Source organism: Arthrobacter sp. B0316-1-20, from assembly GCF_059091865.1.
The window spans coordinates 119,720-136,475 of record NZ_JBNHHC010000001.1; the positions used below are offsets into that span (position 1 = coordinate 119,720).

Consider the following 16,756-nt stretch of genomic DNA (forward strand, 5'->3'; position numbering starts at 1 on the left):
TCGCACGCCACTTTCCCGCCGAAGGGTGCCTGTGTTGCGCCGAACGGTTCCGCGAGTGGCCGCCTCGGCTATTTACCGACCGGGCGTTCAGAACGCGTGAGAAACTGGACGGGGTCCGGTGACGGGCGGCACTCTTGCCCCCTCTTTCTGCGGACAAGCTCCATCACGGTAAGGAATACATGGCTCATGGCCACTGAGAACAATGCCCCGGGCACGCTCGATGCCGCTGCACGGGTGGATAACGACGGCGGCGCTCCCGCCAAGTGGAAGATCGTCGGTCCCGGTCTCGTTGTCGCCGCCACAGGCGTCGGCGCCGCGGACATGGTGGCCACGCTGGTGGCGGGCTCCCGGTACGGCTACGGGCTGTTCTGGGCGGTGATCGTCGGCGTCATCCTGAAGATCATCCTTGTTGAAGGTGCCGGACGCTTTACCCTGGCAACGGGCAAGACGATCTTTGAGGGCTGGCGCTCGCTGGGCCGCTGGACCACCTGGTACTTCGGTCCGTACATCATGATCTGGGGCTTCGTCTACGGTGCCACGGCAATGTCATCGGCAGCGCTGCCGCTGGCCGCGATGTTCCCGGTGCTGCCGCTGTGGGCCTGGGCGATCCTGATGGGCCTGGCCGGATTTGTCATGGTCTGGTTCGGCAAGTACGCCACCTTCGAGAAGATCACCGCCTTCTTCGTCGGGCTGATGTTCGTTACCGTCGTCGGGCTGGCCATCATCGCCGTGCCCAACATCCCGGAGATGATCGGCGGCCTGGTGCCCATGATCCCGCAGGAAGAGGGCGCGGTGTTCTACACCCTGGCGCTCGCGGGCGGCGTGGGCGGCACCATCACGCTGGCGGCCTACGGCTACTGGCTGCGCGAAAAGGGCTGGCACACACCCAAGTGGATGCGCGTCATGCGCATCGACAACTCCGTGGCCTACGTCATGACCGGCATCTTCGTCATCGCCATGTTGATTGTCGGCGCCGAAGTGGTCCGCACCGCGGGTGTTTCACTGAGCGCCGGCGACGAAGGACTGCTGGACCTGTACGGGGTACTCAAGGATGAGTACGGAGACGTGGTCGGCACCGGCTTCCTCGTCGGTTTCTGGGCCGCCTCCTTCTCCTCCATCATCGGCGTCTGGAACGGCGTGTCCCTGATGTTCGCCGACTTCTGGGGCAACATGCGCAAGAAGGAGTCCGGCCACCCGGACACGCGCGTGGGCGGCAAGTACTTCAAGTTCTACGTCCTCTGGCTGACGTTCCCGCCCATGTTGCTGTTCATGCTGGGCAAGCCGATCGCGCTGATCCTGCTGTACGGCGCCCTGGGGTCGTTGTTCATGCCGTTCCTGGCACTGACGCTGCTGGGCCTGCTCAACGGCAAGCGGATCCCGAAGGAATGGGCCAACCGCCTGCACACGAACATCGCGCTGGGCATCTGTGCCCTGCTGTTCGTGGTCCTCGGTGTCTACCAGTTGTGGAACTCCGTCTCGCCGCTCTTCGGCGGCTGATTTCCCGCAGGCTCCGCTGCCCCGCACCGTTTCGGTGCGGGGCAGCGCTTGTTTAACAACGACGACGGCGGGCGCCCGGTTTTGAACGCTCGGCGGCGGTGGCGCGGTTTTGAGCGCTCGACGGCGCCGGCGCGGTGTTGAGCGCGTCGACTGCCTGCGCGGTCGGGCGCCGCGCGGCGACGGGCCCGCCTACTGCCGGCCGGTCCGGCGTTCGCCGTCGTGGCGCGAATCGTCGTCGCCGATGATCGAAGCCAGGAGTTCGTCCGCCTCGCCCAGCCCGCGTACTGCCTGCACAAGGATCGCCCGGGCCTCAGCTTCGGGTGAGCGATGGTGGGTATCGGCCAGGATCCGGAGTCCTTCCATGGTCCGCGCGTCCAGCCCGGGCACCGTGAGCGATTCCATGACAGTCACCTTCCCGTGGAGCATGGCGCCCCAAGTGCCGCCCATACTAGTCCCGCCCCGGACGAGCTGTCAGCGGGTCGTCAGCGGCCGTCAGCAGGGTCAGCGCAGCGGGTCGAACGGCCGGATCTCGTCGGGCACCCGGCCGGTGACAATCTGTTCTGCCAGCAGCTTGCCGGTCGCCGGGCCCAGCACGATGCCCCACATGCCGTGCCCGCCGGCAACGTACACGCCGGGGGAGCGGGTGGCGCCGATGAGCGGCAGCCCGTCGGGTGTGACCGGGCGCGGGCCGACCCAGAGATCCTCGAGGTTCTCCAGGTCCATGTTGGTGAACAGCGGCCGCACGGCGGCCAGGATCGCGTCGATCCGCCCGGTCTGCAGCGGTTCGTCCGGGCCGCGGAACTCCATGGTTCCGGCGATGCGCAGCCGTCCCTCGTAGGGGGTGCAGGCGACGCGGCGCGCCGGGAAGTAAATGGGGAACTCGGCCGGCTGGTCGGTGGCCACGCTGAACGAGTATCCGCGCCCGGCCTGCACCATGGTGCGAACGCCCAGCGGCTTGGCGAGATCGGGCAGCCAGGCACCGGTGGCCAGGACCACGACGTCGGCGTGGAACGGCTCATGCGCGTAGGTCTCCACGGAGATCCCGGTGTGGCCGTGGCGCAGGGAGCGCACTTCGGCGCCGGAAATGATTTTTCCGCCGCGTGCCACCACGGATGCGGCAAGGGCCTCGACGAACGGGCCGGGCTCAAGGAACCGCTGGCCTTCCAGCTCGAACACCGTCGAGACGCCGGCGGACAGCTGCGGCACCTTGACCTGGGGGTTGTCCAGGCGGCTCAGCGGGACGGACTGGCCGGCCTTCTCCACGTTGGCCAGCTCGTGGACAAAGTGGCGGCTTTCTTTCTCCGCCTCGAACCCGACGATGAAGGGTCCCTTGCGCGTCCACGATTCGACGCCGTTATCGGTCAGCTCATCGAAGCTCTCCAGCGCCATCTTGTCGATCGGCGTCAGCGCGGCCATGGTCCGGTCCCAGGCCTTCTGCGTGCCGTGCAGCGCGAAGCGGGCCAGGAACTTCCACAGCTGCGGGTCCAGGCGGGCGGGAATGTGCAGCGGCGCCGTGGGGTCAACCAGCGCCTTAGGCCCGTAGGTCCAGACGGTCGGATCCGACAACGGCATGGCCATGCCGGGCGTGAGCCAGCCGGCATTGCCCCACGAGGCGCCGGCGGCGACGCCGGATCGGTCCAGAACGGTGACTTCCACGCCGCGTTCCTGCAGATGCCAGGCGGTGGCCAAGCCAACCATGCCTGCACCCACGACGACGGCGGTGCTCGGGGCGTGTGCGCGAGAGTACATCGTGTGCTCCTCGGGTCGACTCTTCTCTCGGACCCATCCTGAAGAATGTTTACCCGTTTCTCAAGCCGTTAGGAGAAGATTCTGTAAGAGTGAGGCACGCAGGCAGTAAGTTCAGAAAGTGGTGGTGATCACATGGTCGAATCGAATGATCTTCGACGCCCGTTCGGGGCTCCCGCGGGGTCGGGGCTGGACCGCATCGACCGGTTGATCGTCGAGATGCTCCAAGCCGACGCCCGAACCCCCAACAACGCGATCGCGGCGGCGGCCGGCATCGCCCCCTCGACGTGCTTGAGCCGGATCCGCTCCCTGCGCGAACGCGGCGTGATCCGCGGTTTCCATGCCGACGTGGACCCTGCGGCCGTGGGGCGCGGCCTGCAGGCGCTGATCTCCATCCGCTTGCAGGCGCACGCGCGGTCGAACCTGACCCAGTTCAAGGACTTCCTGTCAGGCCTGTCCGCGGTGGAGGGGATTTTCTTTGTGACCGGCGACCGCGACTTCCTGATCCATGTCGCCGTGGCGGACTCCAACGCGCTGCGCGACCTGGTCGCGAACAACCTCAGCGTCCGCCCCGAGGTTGCCGGCACGAATACCACGGTCATCTTCGAACACGTCCGCCCGCCCGGCAGTTCGCTCGCTCCCTGATGGGGAGAGGGTGTCCTCGTGGGGTTCGGTCTCGCCATGTTGGCGAGGGGGAGGGCTGCCCGGAGGCGTGTCTCGCTCCCTATTTGGGGAGCCGGCTTCTATGGGCACGCCCGTACCCTGGCTGCGGAACCCCGGAAGAGCCCGCCTCTCCGCCGCGCCGGCCCGGATTCAGGGCGATCCCAGTCGCCCCACCCATGCCCTGGAGCGGGCCAGCCTTATCCTTTGTTGACATGTCATTCTTCGGCCGGATAGGATAGTTGAAAGCTCAAGCAATCTATCGAAGGCTGCAATGTCCTGGTTTAAGAATCTTTTCAGCAAGTCCAGCGCCCGCCGGTCTGCCGCCAACCCTGCGGCCTCCGCTGCGGAACCCCGCACGGATGCACCCGTCGCCCAGCCGGCCGAGGCCGCTCGCAGCGAAGCCGCCGCCGGCCTCCCTAAGATCGCCATCATCACCGGCAGCACGCGCCCCGGCCGGGTCAATGACTCCGTCGCCAACTGGGTCGCCGCCGAACTGGCCGCTCGGACGGACGCCACCTTTGAGGTCGTCGACATCGCCGACTTCAATCTGCCGCTGCTGGACGAGGCCTACCCGGCCGCGTACCAGAACTACCAGGCCGACCACACCAAGGCCTGGTCGGCCAAGATCAGCGAGTTTGACGGCTACATTTTCGTGGCCAACGAATACAACCACACGGTCTCGTCCGCGCTGGCCAACGCGTTGTCCTACCTGAACGTTGAGTTCAACAACAAGGCTGCCGGCATCGTTTCCTACGGCTCGATGGGCGGCGTCCGCGCCGCCGAACACCTGCGCAATATGCTGGCCGAGCTGCAGGTAGCTGTGGTCCGCAACCAGGTGATGTTCTCGCTGTTCACCGACTTCGAAAACTTCTCCGAGTTCAAGCCGACCGAGCAGAATGCCGGAACGCTGGCCCCGATGACCGACCAGCTTGTGCTGTGGGCACAAGGCTTCGCCACCATCCGCACTCCGCAGAACGCCGCCGCTTAAGACCCCAAGCCCGGCACGCCCGCCGCCTCCGTTCGGCGGGCTGTCCTGCCGCCGGTCTTCGGGCCGGCCAGCACCGCCCCCGCCGTTTCCCCATCCGGCGGGGGCGGTGCTGTTCTCTGCGGCCGCGGCACCGTTCCGTCGACTGACCCGCCGAAGCAAATCGGTGCGGCACCGCTAAGTCGGCTGAACCCGCCGCAGCAAATGGAGCGGCACCGCTAAGTCGGCTGAACCCACCGAAGCAGTAGGTGGACTACCCGCGCTCGGCCGCAAGGATGGTGGCCATGGAGATGATGAAACCGGGCGTGCAGGCCGAAGCCAGCACCACCAAAGCGATGCGTCCGCCCAGCAGTACCCTCCGCTGCAGCAGTTCTTCCCGCCGTCCCGGGCCCGCAGGCCGCCCGGCGCGCCAGTCTGCGAAGAGCTTCACTCTGAGGGCCGCAAGTGCCCAGCCCACCACGACGGCGGCGACGATCCAGGCCGCGACCACCACGCTGGCGCCGCCCAGCGGGACCAGTAGGAGCAGCAGCGGAAGGTACCATTGCAGGTCCTTGGCCGTCCGCAGCAGCGGGAGGCGACGGGACAGCCAAGCCGTGGCCACCGCGACGAGCATGCCGTGGGCAATGGCCAGCGCGGAGAAGGCCGCGATCGAGAGCCAGCCAGGGCCCACCACCTCAAAGTCCCGGCTGTCCGGCTGCAACGGCCCAAGCGCGGTACCGAGTACTAATAACAGCAACAGCCCGAAGGCCGCTCCGCCGGCCCGGCCGGCCGGCAGCCACCACCGCACCAAGCCGTAGAGGAGTGCCGTCCCGCAGCCGATGGCCGCGCCGAAAAGGACGAAGCTCCCGGTCCCTTCCAGGCTGATCTCTCCGATGGTCTGGTTGTTATCGGTCAGCCTTCCGTCGTCCTCCGGCGACGTCACCGCCAACAGGCGCATGATCAACCGGCCGCCGGCGCCCGCCATGCACAGCCCGGCCACCCCGCCTGCGACCAGCAGCACTGTCGCCCACCACAGCACCCTGCGCGCAACGTGCGCCAGGAGCGCACCGCCGCCACCCGGCAGGGCGCGGCCGCGGCGCGGAAGCGCTCCGTCGTCGTTCCCGTAGGTGCCGCCGTCGAGGACGAGCGCGCCGTCGTACACGGTGGCGTGGTCATTCCCTACGTCACCGGCGTCCTGCACAAGGGAGACGTGGTCGTCCACGAGGACATAGCCGCTGTTCACGGGGGCACCGCCGTCGCTACCTGTTGCCGCACCGCCGTCGTCCCTACCCGAGGGCGACTGGAACTGCTCCCTGCCGCGGAAGCCCAGGACTGCCAGCCCCGCGGCCGCCAGCAGACCGCACACGATCATGAGTGTCACGGGGCCAGTATCCGACGGGGCCGGAAGCCGGCGAACCCTAGTCTTGCCGACTGGGGTTCGGACTCGAATAGTTCCGCTGAAAGTCCGCCATGGACGGCGGCACCCGCATCTAGCTCGATGACCTCTTCAACGCGCAGAAGCGCGCGGCACGGGCGCGGCCACACGTCCTGCGCCTTCCCACCGACATCGCCTGGACGAGGGCACGCTGACCTGGATCACGGCCGGAAAACAACCCACCGCGCGGGGCCTGTACCATCGCATCACGACGCAGGCCCCCAGGGTCACGTTTGATCTGCAGCTCGCTGAATTACCGGAGGCAGTCGCCGGCTCGGAGCGCAGCCGTTCGGTGCCGGGCGTCGCCTTAAAGCGGGCGTACACGACGGGCTCACCCTGCGCGTCGTCAGCGACGAAGAAGATGCCCTGAGGGGTGGGAATCCCGATACCCGTCACGCCGTTCTCGGTGCGGCAGCTCAGCATGATCGCAGTGCGACTGAACGCCACGATGTCCGTGCTGATGAACGATGCGCCAGTAGTCACTCATCCGATCAGCCTGAAGGCGGCGCGTGCCGCGGAGACGGGTGCGCCGGCTGCGGCAGGTCCGTTCAGGCCGGTGGGAACACGGGCGGGAACAGCTCCGCTTCGCTCGAACCGTTCGGCCCGGCGAGCGCGTCGCGCTCGGGGTACGCCGCGCGTAACTGCTCGAAGACGCGCTGCCCCTCGCGGCGCAGCTCGTCGAGATCGACACCCGGAATCGCCCCGTCGCGCATAACGACCCGCCCCGCGACCATGCTGAAACGCGCGTCCCGGCCGGTTCCGGCGAGCACGAGCGTGCGGATCGGGTCGTCAACTGCCCCCATGCGCACATCGTCGAGCGCGAACGCGACAAGATCGGCGGCGGCTCCCGGCGCAATGCGGCCGAGGTCGGGTCGCTGTAGCGCTCGGGCCCCCCCTAGCGTCGCCGCCTCCACATACTCCGCGAGCATGCCCCGCCCGAGATCGTGGTGCTGGGCCTTCGCGAGCTGCACCCCGGTGTCGATGGCTCGTATCAGGTCAGGCGGAAACGAGTCGGTGCCGAGCGCGATGTTCACTCCGGCGTCCAGATACTGCGACAAGCGCTCAAGCAAGAACGCGTAGCGCGCGCTCGTGAGCGGGCAGTGGGCGATCGATACCCCGGCCGCGGCGAGCCGGGCGAGGTCTCCGCGATCCTCCCCGTGCACCTCGGGGTGCACGTCGAGGTACACGCCGTGCGCGAGAATAAGCCGATCGTTCAGCAGCCCCGATTGTTCCAACAGCCCGAGGGGCGTCGTGCCGCGTTCCCTCGCGAGCACGCCGATCTCGGAGTCGAGCCCCTGCGTCGCGTGGGCCCGCACAAGCACGCCGCGCTCGGCCGAGATGCGCCCGGTCTCGGCGAGAATCTCGTCGCTCACCGTCTCGATGCGACACGGCGCAAGCACGGCTGTGAGGAGCGGGTCGGCCAGCTCGTCCACGGTGTCGAGGAAGCGCAGGGCATCGGCGAACGACGCCTCGCCCCGCCGCTCGTCCCAGTGGATGCCCGCTGACCCGTCGGCTCGCGTCACATGTACGCCCGAACGGTACGACGGCCCGAGAAAGACGCGTATGCCTAGCGCGCTCGCGGTGCGCGCAGTGTCGAGTAGATCGTCATGGGTTTCGGCCCACGCGCCATGCACTTCGGTCGAGATCGGCAGTGCGCTCGTGATGCCGTGTAGCAGCAATTGCACGAGTCCATATCGCCGCAGCAGGCTGCGGTCGGAGGCTGACAGCACCTCGCGCGGGACCCGGGCGTAGGCGTCCGACCACTGCAAACGCGCCTCGTGCCCGGGACTCCACCAGGAGTCCAGCAGCAGGTGATCGATATCGACGAGCCCCTCGAGGTCGATGAGGCCAGGCATCAGGAGACTCTCGCCGAGGTCGATCACCTGATCGGCTCGGTCCGCGAGCTTGGCCCCCGCCGCGCGGCTCTCAATCGCGACGATGGACTCGCCGGCGACAAGCACCGTAGCGTCCCGCATCTCCGCGAACCCCGCGCCGCCGTCCCGTTGCAACTCGTGCACGATTGCGTACGCGGCGCGAACGGCGGTGGTGCGCGGGGCGTGCGATGCTTGCGGGGCCTCGGGTGCGGCGTAGTTGTCGCAAGCGCAGGTCATGAGGCCAGTTTCTCGCGACGCGTCGGTTTCCATCCCGGCCCCGGCACCGCAGCCCGCAGCGAGCGGGTGTACGGGTGGGTCGGTTGCGCGAGCAGCTCCGAAGTCACCCCCTGATCGACGATCACCCCGTTCTCCATGACGACCATGCGGTCGGAGATCTGATTGACGACCGCGAGGTCGTGTGAGATGAAGAGGTAGCTCACCCGGCGCTCCGCCTTGATGTCGGAGAGCAAGTTAAGGATCTGCGCCTGAATCGACACGTCGAGAGCCGCGACCGCCTCGTCGAGCACGATCACCTGCGGGTCTGCCGCGAGCGCCCGCGCGATCGCGACGCGCTGGCGCTGGCCGCCCGAGAGCTCCTTCGGAAATCGGTCAAACATGCGCTGCGCCAGACCGACCGAATCGAGAATTGCCTGCGCGCGCTGCTTCACCGTGCTGGCCGGGGACTCTGCGCCCGCGGACCGCGCATGCAGTCGCAGGTTCGACATGATGACCTCGCCGATGCGCTGCCGCGCGTTGAGCGACGAGTAGGGATCTTGGAAGACGTACTGCACCTCGCGAGCGCGTTCTCGGCGGGCGGCGAGGCTGCGGGGAGCGGCCGTGCGGTCCTGCCCGTGCACGGTCACGGTGCCCCCGGTCACGGTCTCGAGCCCCACGATCATGCGGGCGACCGTCGTCTTGCCCGACCCCGACTCTCCCACGATCGCGAGGCACTCGTCTGCGTGCAGGTCGAACGAGACGCCGTCGACGGCGACGACGTCCTCGTTCTTGGAGCCGCGCGGCGCCGGGAACACCTTGCGCAGTTCGCCCACGGTGATGATGGGTGCATTCATGCGTCGGCCCTCGCCTTCAGTGCTTGGTGAATCTCCAGGTTGTACTTGAGTACGGGGAGGCGCTCGAGGCGCTCCTCGATGCTCGGCCGCGCATCGAGCAGTTCGACGGTGTACGGATGACGCGGTGACTCGTAGACGTGCGCGCCCTGCTCAACGATCTCGCCGGCGTACATCACGGCGAGCCGATCGCAGCAGGCGTTCGCGAGCTCGAGATCGTGCGTGATGAAGAGCAGCGAGAGCCCGCGCGCCTTGCGCTGTTCGTCGAGGATTGCCATGACATCGGATTGAGCGGTGACGTCGAGCGCGGTGGTCGGCTCGTCGGCGAGGATCAACTGTGGTTCAGCGAGCAGTACGCTCGCGATCATCACGCGCTGCAGCATCCCGCCGGAGAGCTCGTGCGGGTACTGCACGAGTCGGCGCTCCGCGTGCCGCACGCCAACATCGTCGAGTAACTGCACCGCGCGGCGCCTCGCCTCGTCGAGTTTCACCCCACGGTCGCGCACCAGCGCCTCCGTGAGGAAGTCGCCGACGGTGTGCACCGGGTTCACGTGGGCGCGCGGATCTTGGAAGATCATGCCCACGTCTCTGGCACGGTACTTCCGCAGCGCCTCCCGCTTCATGCCGAGCACCGATTTACCGTCAAAGCGGACTGCGCCCTCCGTGCGGAAGCCCTTCCCGAGCATGCGGGTGATGGCGCGCGTCGTGAGCGACTTGCCCGATCCCGACTCCCCGACGAGGCCGAGGGCCTCGCCGCGGTCAAGCGTGAAGCTCACGCCGTTCAGCAGATCGAGCCGGCGGTACTTGGTGACGAGGCTGGCGTGCAAATTCTCCACTTCGAGCAGCGGTGCGCTCATCGGATGCTCCTTGCGTTCGAGGCGAGCCGGTCGCCGATGACGGTGATGCTCCACACGATGAGCACGATCGCGAGACCCGCCGCGATCGCTTCAAGCGCCTGGCCGCGCATTAGGGAGTCGAAGCCGCTCTTCACCATGAGGCCGAGGTCTGCGGTGGGCGGCTGCACACCGAGCCCGAGGAACGAGACGGCGGCGAGATCGATCACCGCGAACCCGAGCGACGAGACGGCCTGCGCCACGACGATCGGCTGCACGTTGGGGAAAATCTGCCCCACGCTGATGCCGACCCCTGATTGACCCTGCAGCCACGCCGCCTGCACGTAGGGCATACCGCGCTCGCGGAGCGCCGCGCCGCGCACCACGCGGGCGACGTACGGGATGTAGCCGATTGAGAGTCCGACCACCACGGTCGGTAGATTCGGGCCGAAGATCGCGACCGCGATGAGCGCAAACACGATGCCGGGTACCGCGAACAGCACGTCGAGCACCCACGAGATCGCGGTGTCGACTCTGCCGCGGTTCCACGCCGCGATGAGCGCGAGCGCCGTGCCGACGACGGTCGCGATGAGGATCACGAGCGTCGGCCCGAGTAGCGTAATGCGCGCGCCGTACATAAGGCGCGACAGCAGGTCTCGACCGAGCGCGTCGGCGCCGAGCAGATGCTGCGCGCTCGGCCCAGAGAGGGCAGCGAACAGATCGGGAAAGTCGGGGTCGTAGGGAGCTAGCCACGGAGCGAAGAGCGCCGCCCCGACGAACACGGCGAGCACGGCGACCGCGATGATGCCGGTCGGCCCGAGCTTGCGACCCGCGAGCGTGAAGCGGCCCGGATTTTGAAACTGAGCGCCCCGTCGCGGGATCTGTGTGGTGCGAGGTGCGGTCATTTCTTGCTCCCCAACTGGATGCGCGGATCGATGATCGTGTACAGGAAGTCAACGATGGCGTTGACCATGACGAATGCGACGACGAGCACTAGGATCACGGCTTGTACGACGGCGAAGTCGCGCTGGAGGATCGCGCGGACCAGGAGCGAGCCGAGCCCGTCGAGCGCGAACACGTTCTCGATCACGACGGCGCCGGCGATAAGCGTCGCGACGGTGAGCCCGAGCACGGTCGTGACCGGGATCAGCGCGTTCCGCAGGATGTGGCGGCGCACGATGATACCGGAGCGGAGGCCGCGTGCGACGGCGGTCTGCACGTGCTCGCGGCCCTCCTCCTCTAGCACGGAAGCGCGCGTGATGCGGGCTTGGTAGGCCGCGCTGGCGACAGCGAGGGCGAGCGCCGGGAGCGTGAGGTGATATAGCGTGTTAATCCCGCCGCTTCCGGTGCCATTCGTCGGGAACCATCCCAGACCTACCGCGAAGACGCTGATCAGCGCGACGCCGACGACGAACGCCGGGGTGGCGAGGCCGAGGGTCGCGAGCGTGGTGACGACCTGGTCGACCCAGCCGCCCTTGAGCGAGGCGACGAGCCCGAGCCCGACGCCCACCACGGCGATGATGAGCGTGGCGAGGGCGATAAGCGCGACCGTCGTGCCGATGCGACCGCCGATGAGGTCGGACACGGGCTGGCGGTAGACCACGGAATCACCGAGGTTTCCGCTCAAGACGTCTCCGATCCACGAGAAGTACCGCACGAAAAACGGATCATCGAGGTGGTACTGGGCCGTGACCCGCGCGATCTGCTCGGCAGTGCCGCCCCGGGGACCGAGCACGAAGCTCAATGGGCTCCCGGGAGCGAGGTACAGCATGCCGAAGACCACGAAGGAGGTCACGAGGAGCACAAGCAGCAGGCCGCCCATACGTCGCAGGAGGAATGCGGGGATGGACACGGCGTTACTTCACGCCCCCGATGGTGGCCGCCCACGGGTAGCCGAGGTAGGCCGAGGAGGCGGTCGCGCCCGAGATCTCGTTGTTCTGCACGAGAATCACCGGAAGGTCACCCATCGGCAGCCACGGCAGGTCACGCGCGATCTTCGCCTGCGCGGCGATGGTGTACTCAGCGCGCTCGAGCGGATCGAGTGTCTTGCGCGCGTTGTCCAGCTCCTGGGCGGCCCCGTCGTACTTGATGAAGTTGTTGCTGCTGTCCGGCATAAACGTCGTGTAGACGTCGAGCGGATCCGTCACGTTGCCGTAGTACGTGGTGAAGAAGCCGTCGAGCCCTTCGCGTGCCTTCGGGTCGAAGTAGAGGTTGCCGAACTGTTCGACCGGAATCACCTTGGTTTTGATCTTCAGCCCAATGGCTTCGCCCGCTGCCTGAACCAGATTAGCTGTCTGCTCGTGCACCGCAGATGAGCCCTGCACGCCAAGCACGATCGGAGCCGAGACGTCGCCGGCTTCGGCGAGCAGCGACTTGGCCTTGTCGATGTCGGGCTTGATCGAGTAGCTGTCGAAGGCATCTTGGTAGAGCGTGCCGGCTTCGTCGTCGCCGTAGTACGCCGGCCCGGTAAGAACAGGTGACGGGATTGCCGCTCCCTGGAACACGACATCGGCGATGGCCTGGGTGTCGATAGCGGCTAGGAGCGCCTCGCGCACCTTAGGGTTCGAGAACGTGCCCGTCTCCTGAATTGCGCGGAGCGACCAGAAAATGTACGACTTGCCGAACGTGATGCTGGCATTGCTTTCCTTGAGCTGCGTGAGACCGGCCGGGGGCAGGTAAAAGAACTGCCCGTCGACGTCGCCGGTGCGCAGGGCGTTGACCGCGGTCGACTCGTCGGCGATGAAGCTGAAAGTGAGCTTGTCGATCCGGGGCACGAGGTTCGCATCCCAGTAATCGGCGTTCTTCACCAGTGAGATGGCCTTGCCCGGTTCCCAGCTGTCGAGCGCGAACGGGCCCGTGCACATGAGCCCGCCCTTCGGAGTGCCGAACTGCTCGCCGGCCGCCTCGGCTGCCGCCTTCGAGACGATTGCGCCTGCGGCGCTCGACATCCCTTGGGCGAAGAGCGCGTCGGGCTGGTTGAGGGTGACGGTCACCTCGGCGTCGCCGGTCTTCTCGACCGACGCGACGTTCTTGAAGTAGTCGGACCAGTAGGTCATCGAGTCGGGCCCGACTTGTCGCGCGAGGGAGTAGACGACGTCATCCGCGGTGAGCGGAGTGCCATCCCAGAAGGTGACGCCGCTCCGCAGGGAGTAAACGTAGGTCGTATCGTCCGGCGATTTAATGGATTCGGCAAGCGCGTTCTCGATCTCGAGGTCGGGAGTGATGCGGGTGAGCCCCTCGCAGAGGTTGGCGTCGACCGTGTTCTCTGCGTAGTTGAAGGTGAGCATCGGGTCGAGCGAGAGCGGCTCGTACGGCAGATTCCACCTGACCTCATCGACTGGCTGCGTGCCCGGCTCGGTGGTCGTCGCGAGGCTTGAGGCGTCGACGTCGAAGGCAGCGTCGCCTGATGCGCCGCTCCTGCCGTTTGACCCACCGCCGCCGGAGCATGCGGTGAGCGTTAGCGCCGCAACGGTGAACGCGCCGGTGAGCGTGAGTGGTCGTTTGTACACGGGGGACTCCTTTGTTCCTGCGGTGTATTCTGCGGGTATTTCGGTGGTGTATTCGTAAATGGCGTTAGTGGGTGGGCGGTGAGGAGGGTCGCTCAGCGCGTCGCGACCACCCGGCCGCCGCGCAGCACGCGCAGGGGCGCCGGGCGGTCGGTGACGAGCTGCGCGAGGTTCGCGGCCGCAAACTCGAGCCGGCTGTTGCTCTCGGGCGACCACTCCACGATCTCCGGAAGCCCGAGCATCTCACCGCCGTGCGTGGAGGCGATACGGAATGCGCGTTCAAGTTCGGCGTCGCTGATCGCGCCGGTGCGGTACGCGAGCAGGTGCGCTCGGTCGACCATGCTGCCGGTGCCGAACGGGCTCCACGAGTCGCGCACCCCGTCGGATCCCGCGACCAGGCGAACGCCGTGGCGCTCGAACCGGTCGAGATCGGGCACCGGATCGGGCCCGAGCGCGCAGGTGGCGATCCAGATGCCAGCCTCCGCCACGCGGTCTAGGGTTTCGCCGAGGCTCGGGAGCGACGGGTCGCAGAGGGCGAAGGCGTGGCCGATGGTCACACGCCCCTGTCGGCCGGCGGCTACGGTGCGTCGCGCGATCTCGCGGATCTGCGCGAGGCCGTCCTCGCCCCCGTCGTGAAGATGGATGTCGAGATCGCGGCCGGCCCGGTCGGCCAACCCGAAGATAGCGTTAAGGTGACCGTGCAGGTCCCCCTCGATACCTCCCGGGTCGATCCCGCCGACGAGGTCGGCGCCGGCATCGAGCGATGCGGCCATCGCTTCGAGCGTGCCCGGGTTTGTCAGGAGCCCGAACTGAGGAAACGCGACGATCTGCACTGTGAGGCCCCCGGCCAAGCGCTCTGCTGCTGCGCGCACACCCTCGACGTTTGCCGTGCCGAGTTCGGAGGAGACATCGACGTGTGCGCGCATGGCGAGAGTGCCGTTTGCGAGCGCGTGTGAGAGGAGCGCGTACGCGCGGTCTTCGACGCTCGTCGCGAAGTCAAACTGGGTGGCCCGATCGTTCTCGATGAGTTCGGCGAGCGTCGTCGCCGAGCGGCGCGACATCCAGGGGCCGCCCCACGACGACTTGTCGGGGTGGATATGCCCATCGACGAGGCCGGGAGTGCGCAGCAGGGGCGGGGTATGGGTCACCGTCATTGGAAGCCCTTCTCGAGACAGCGGGTTGGCGTCTGTCAAACGTAAGACATATGATAACCATACAATTGCCGAACCCTGCAAGGATGATGAAGTGCGACAAATTCAACGACGTTCACTGGTCGACACCGTGGTCGATGAGCTGAAGCGTGAAATCAGCGAGGGTCGGTGGATGCTGGGCGCCCGCATCCCCTCCGAAGCCGAGCTCACCGTCGCGCTCGGTGTCAGCAGGCCCTCGATTCGCGAGGGTGTTCGCGCACTGGTCCAACTCGGTCTTCTCGAAGCTCGGCAGGGAGACGGCACGTACGTCATCGCCACCGACCCGACGCAGGTGGCGCTGCGGCGCGCACTGCACTCCGCCGACAGCCGCGAGGTGATCAGGGTGCGCCGCGCCCTCGACGCGCTCGCCGCCGCCGAGGCTGCGAGCGCCCGCACCGACGCCGACATTGAGCTCCTCACCGAGCTGCTCGAAAGGCGCCGCGCCGCGATCGCGGCCCGCGATGCCGCCGCTTTCACCGAAGCCGACGTCGCCTACCACCTGGGCATCGCGCTCGCCTCCGGCAACCAGTTGCTCTCCGACATCTACGCCAGCTTCGACACGTCCCTGCGTGAATCGGTGTCAGACGCGTCGTGCCTCGCCGCCGGCGGCGATCCGGATCGCGCCGATCAGCACGAATCACTTCTCCGAGCAATCGTCGCAGGTGATCCCGAACGCGCACGCGACGCCGCCCTGGGAGTCCTCGCGCAGCAAGAACAGCTGCTCGATGAGCAGCCCTAGCCGCCGGGAAGGGATCGCAGCAGGAATTCTCATCGTCGCCGTCGGGCTCAGCGTTCGCTACCCGATCACGAGCGTCTCACCGCTCCTCGTCGAAATCGGCGGCGGCTACGCGCTCTCCCACTCGGCGATCGCAGTGCTGAGCTCGATCCCGGTGCTGCTCTTCGGCATCGCCTCGCCGCTCGCCCCGCTGCTCGTCTCGCGTTTCGGCCTCTCCCGAGCGATCTCCGCCCTCCTCGCCGCGCTGGCGCTCGCCGCATTGCTGCGCCCCCTCGTTCCCGCGACGCTGTTTTTAGGCACGATCGTGGTGGGGGCGTCCATCGCGCTGCTCGGCGTCCTCGCCCCGCAGATCATTCGCCACTCGCTCTCCGCGAGGGGCGGGTTCTGGACGGGCGTCTACACGACCTCGTTCGGTGTCAGCGCGGCGACCGGTGCAGCCCTCTCGGTACCGCTCTTCCGCGCCCTGGACGACCGCGTAGGGCCTGCCCTCGCGGCATGGTCGGTGCCGCTGCTGATCGCTCTGGCGCTCGCCCTGACGTTCGGTGCTCGCGTAGATCGCGGCGGGGCCGCCGGTTCGTCCGTGCTCGACGCGCCCCGGCCATCGATACTGCGTGCGAGGGGCCTGTGGCCGGTCACCGGATTCTTCGGCTGCCAAGCCCTCATCTACTTCTCGCTCACCGCCTGGTTGCCAACGATTGCCATCGATCGCGGCGCAGGTCCCGAGCAAGCCGGCCTGCTGCTCGCATGGATGAGCATCGCCGGCCTCCCCGCGTCGCTCATCGCGCCGACCCTCGCTTCGCGGGCTCGATGGCGCGTCGGTCTGCTAGTCACCACAGCCTCGCTCGCTGTCACCGGACTCTTGAGTCTCGCCTTCGCTCCCGTGGCGTTCATGCCGCTCGCGATCGCCGTTCTCGGCGTCGCCCTGAGCTCCGCCTTCGGGCTCTCGATCGCACTGATCGTCTTCACCGCTCCGAATCCCGCTCAGACGGCCTCGTTCTCGGCGATCAGCCAAGGCATCGGGTACGGCGCCGCAGCGGCGGGGCCGCTAGTGCCCGGACTGCTCGTCGAGTCGGGTGTAGGGTGGTCGACCGTGCTGGTTATGCTCGCAGTCGTCGCACTCTGCGAACTCGGATTCGGGATCGCGGGGGCAAGAGCCTCCCGGCCGACGACTGCCTAGGACGTCTCCCCGATCGCACGCCGCCCAGATTGAACCGCATTGGTCGTCTTTGCCGGAATCCTGCTGCT

15 protein-coding genes are annotated in these 16,756 nt (G+C 67.4%); 5 read left to right on the forward strand and 10 right to left on the reverse strand.

What is annotated here, in order from left to right:
- Positions 1–186 precede the first annotated feature (186 nt).
- Complete coding sequence (locus tag AC5RW2_RS00545) at positions 187–1,497, forward strand: Nramp family divalent metal transporter (protein ID WP_494026257.1); 1,311 nt, start codon at positions 187–189, stop codon at positions 1,495–1,497.
- A 189-nt stretch (positions 1,498–1,686) separates the two neighbouring features.
- Here the strand turns inward: AC5RW2_RS00545 and AC5RW2_RS00550 are convergent, their stop codons facing one another.
- Positions 1,687–1,899, reverse strand: a complete 213-nt coding sequence (locus tag AC5RW2_RS00550) for a FitA-like ribbon-helix-helix domain-containing protein (RefSeq protein WP_494014636.1) — start codon at positions 1,897–1,899, stop codon at positions 1,687–1,689.
- A 99-nt stretch (positions 1,900–1,998) separates the two neighbouring features.
- Positions 1,999–3,246: an NAD(P)/FAD-dependent oxidoreductase gene (locus AC5RW2_RS00555; RefSeq protein WP_494001715.1), complete on the reverse strand. Its 1,248-nt coding sequence runs from the start codon at positions 3,244–3,246 to the stop codon at positions 1,999–2,001.
- 132 nt (positions 3,247–3,378) lie between these two features.
- Between AC5RW2_RS00555 and AC5RW2_RS00560 the strand changes: the two genes are divergently transcribed.
- On the forward strand, positions 3,379–3,888 hold the full coding sequence (locus AC5RW2_RS00560) for an Lrp/AsnC family transcriptional regulator (RefSeq protein ID WP_494073407.1): 510 nt from the start codon (positions 3,379–3,381) through the stop codon (positions 3,886–3,888).
- Positions 3,889–4,177: 289 nt separating this feature from the next.
- A complete protein-coding gene (locus AC5RW2_RS00565; RefSeq protein WP_494026255.1) occupies positions 4,178–4,894 on the forward strand; it encodes an NADPH-dependent FMN reductase in 717 nt (238 codons plus the stop codon).
- 250 nt (positions 4,895–5,144) lie between these two features.
- Here the strand turns inward: AC5RW2_RS00565 and AC5RW2_RS00570 are convergent, their stop codons facing one another.
- From AC5RW2_RS00570 to AC5RW2_RS00605, 8 genes are all read right to left on the reverse strand, one after another.
- Positions 5,145–6,251, reverse strand: coding sequence for a hypothetical protein (locus AC5RW2_RS00570; RefSeq protein WP_494073408.1), 1,107 nt, complete (start codon positions 6,249–6,251; stop codon positions 5,145–5,147).
- A 602-nt stretch (positions 6,252–6,853) separates the two neighbouring features.
- Positions 6,854–8,449 (reverse strand): chlorohydrolase family protein, encoded by a 1,596-nt coding sequence (locus tag AC5RW2_RS00575; protein WP_494073409.1) that lies wholly within the window; start codon positions 8,447–8,449, stop codon positions 6,854–6,856.
- Entirely contained in the window at positions 8,413–9,249 is an 837-nt protein-coding gene (locus AC5RW2_RS00580) for an ATP-binding cassette domain-containing protein (protein ID WP_494073410.1), read from the reverse strand. The genes AC5RW2_RS00575 and AC5RW2_RS00580 overlap by 37 nt, the downstream gene beginning before the upstream one ends.
- Positions 9,246–10,103 (reverse strand): ABC transporter ATP-binding protein, encoded by an 858-nt coding sequence (locus AC5RW2_RS00585; protein WP_494073411.1) that lies wholly within the window; start codon positions 10,101–10,103, stop codon positions 9,246–9,248. Before AC5RW2_RS00585 ends, AC5RW2_RS00580 begins: the two co-directional genes overlap by 4 nt.
- Positions 10,100–10,984, reverse strand: a complete 885-nt coding sequence (locus tag AC5RW2_RS00590) for an ABC transporter permease (RefSeq protein ID WP_494073412.1) — start codon at positions 10,982–10,984, stop codon at positions 10,100–10,102. The genes AC5RW2_RS00585 and AC5RW2_RS00590 overlap by 4 nt, the downstream gene beginning before the upstream one ends.
- Positions 10,981–11,931, reverse strand: a complete 951-nt coding sequence (locus AC5RW2_RS00595) for an ABC transporter permease (protein ID WP_494073413.1) — start codon at positions 11,929–11,931, stop codon at positions 10,981–10,983. The genes AC5RW2_RS00590 and AC5RW2_RS00595 overlap by 4 nt, the downstream gene beginning before the upstream one ends.
- A 4-nt stretch (positions 11,932–11,935) precedes the next feature.
- Positions 11,936–13,588 (reverse strand): ABC transporter substrate-binding protein, encoded by a 1,653-nt coding sequence (locus AC5RW2_RS00600; RefSeq protein WP_494073414.1) that lies wholly within the window; start codon positions 13,586–13,588, stop codon positions 11,936–11,938.
- A gap of 92 nt (positions 13,589–13,680) precedes the next feature.
- Positions 13,681–14,739: an amidohydrolase family protein gene (locus tag AC5RW2_RS00605; RefSeq protein ID WP_494073415.1), complete on the reverse strand. Its 1,059-nt coding sequence runs from the start codon at positions 14,737–14,739 to the stop codon at positions 13,681–13,683.
- A gap of 91 nt (positions 14,740–14,830) precedes the next feature.
- Here AC5RW2_RS00605 and AC5RW2_RS00610 point away from each other — a divergent pair, with 91 nt between their 5' ends.
- Both AC5RW2_RS00610 and AC5RW2_RS00615 read left to right on the forward strand, forming a co-directional pair.
- Positions 14,831–15,514, forward strand: coding sequence for a FadR/GntR family transcriptional regulator (locus AC5RW2_RS00610; protein ID WP_494073416.1), 684 nt, complete (start codon positions 14,831–14,833; stop codon positions 15,512–15,514).
- Entirely contained in the window at positions 15,501–16,688 is a 1,188-nt protein-coding gene (locus AC5RW2_RS00615) for an MFS transporter (RefSeq protein ID WP_494073417.1), read from the forward strand. Before AC5RW2_RS00610 ends, AC5RW2_RS00615 begins: the two co-directional genes overlap by 14 nt.
- Positions 16,689–16,756: the final 68 nt, after the last annotated feature.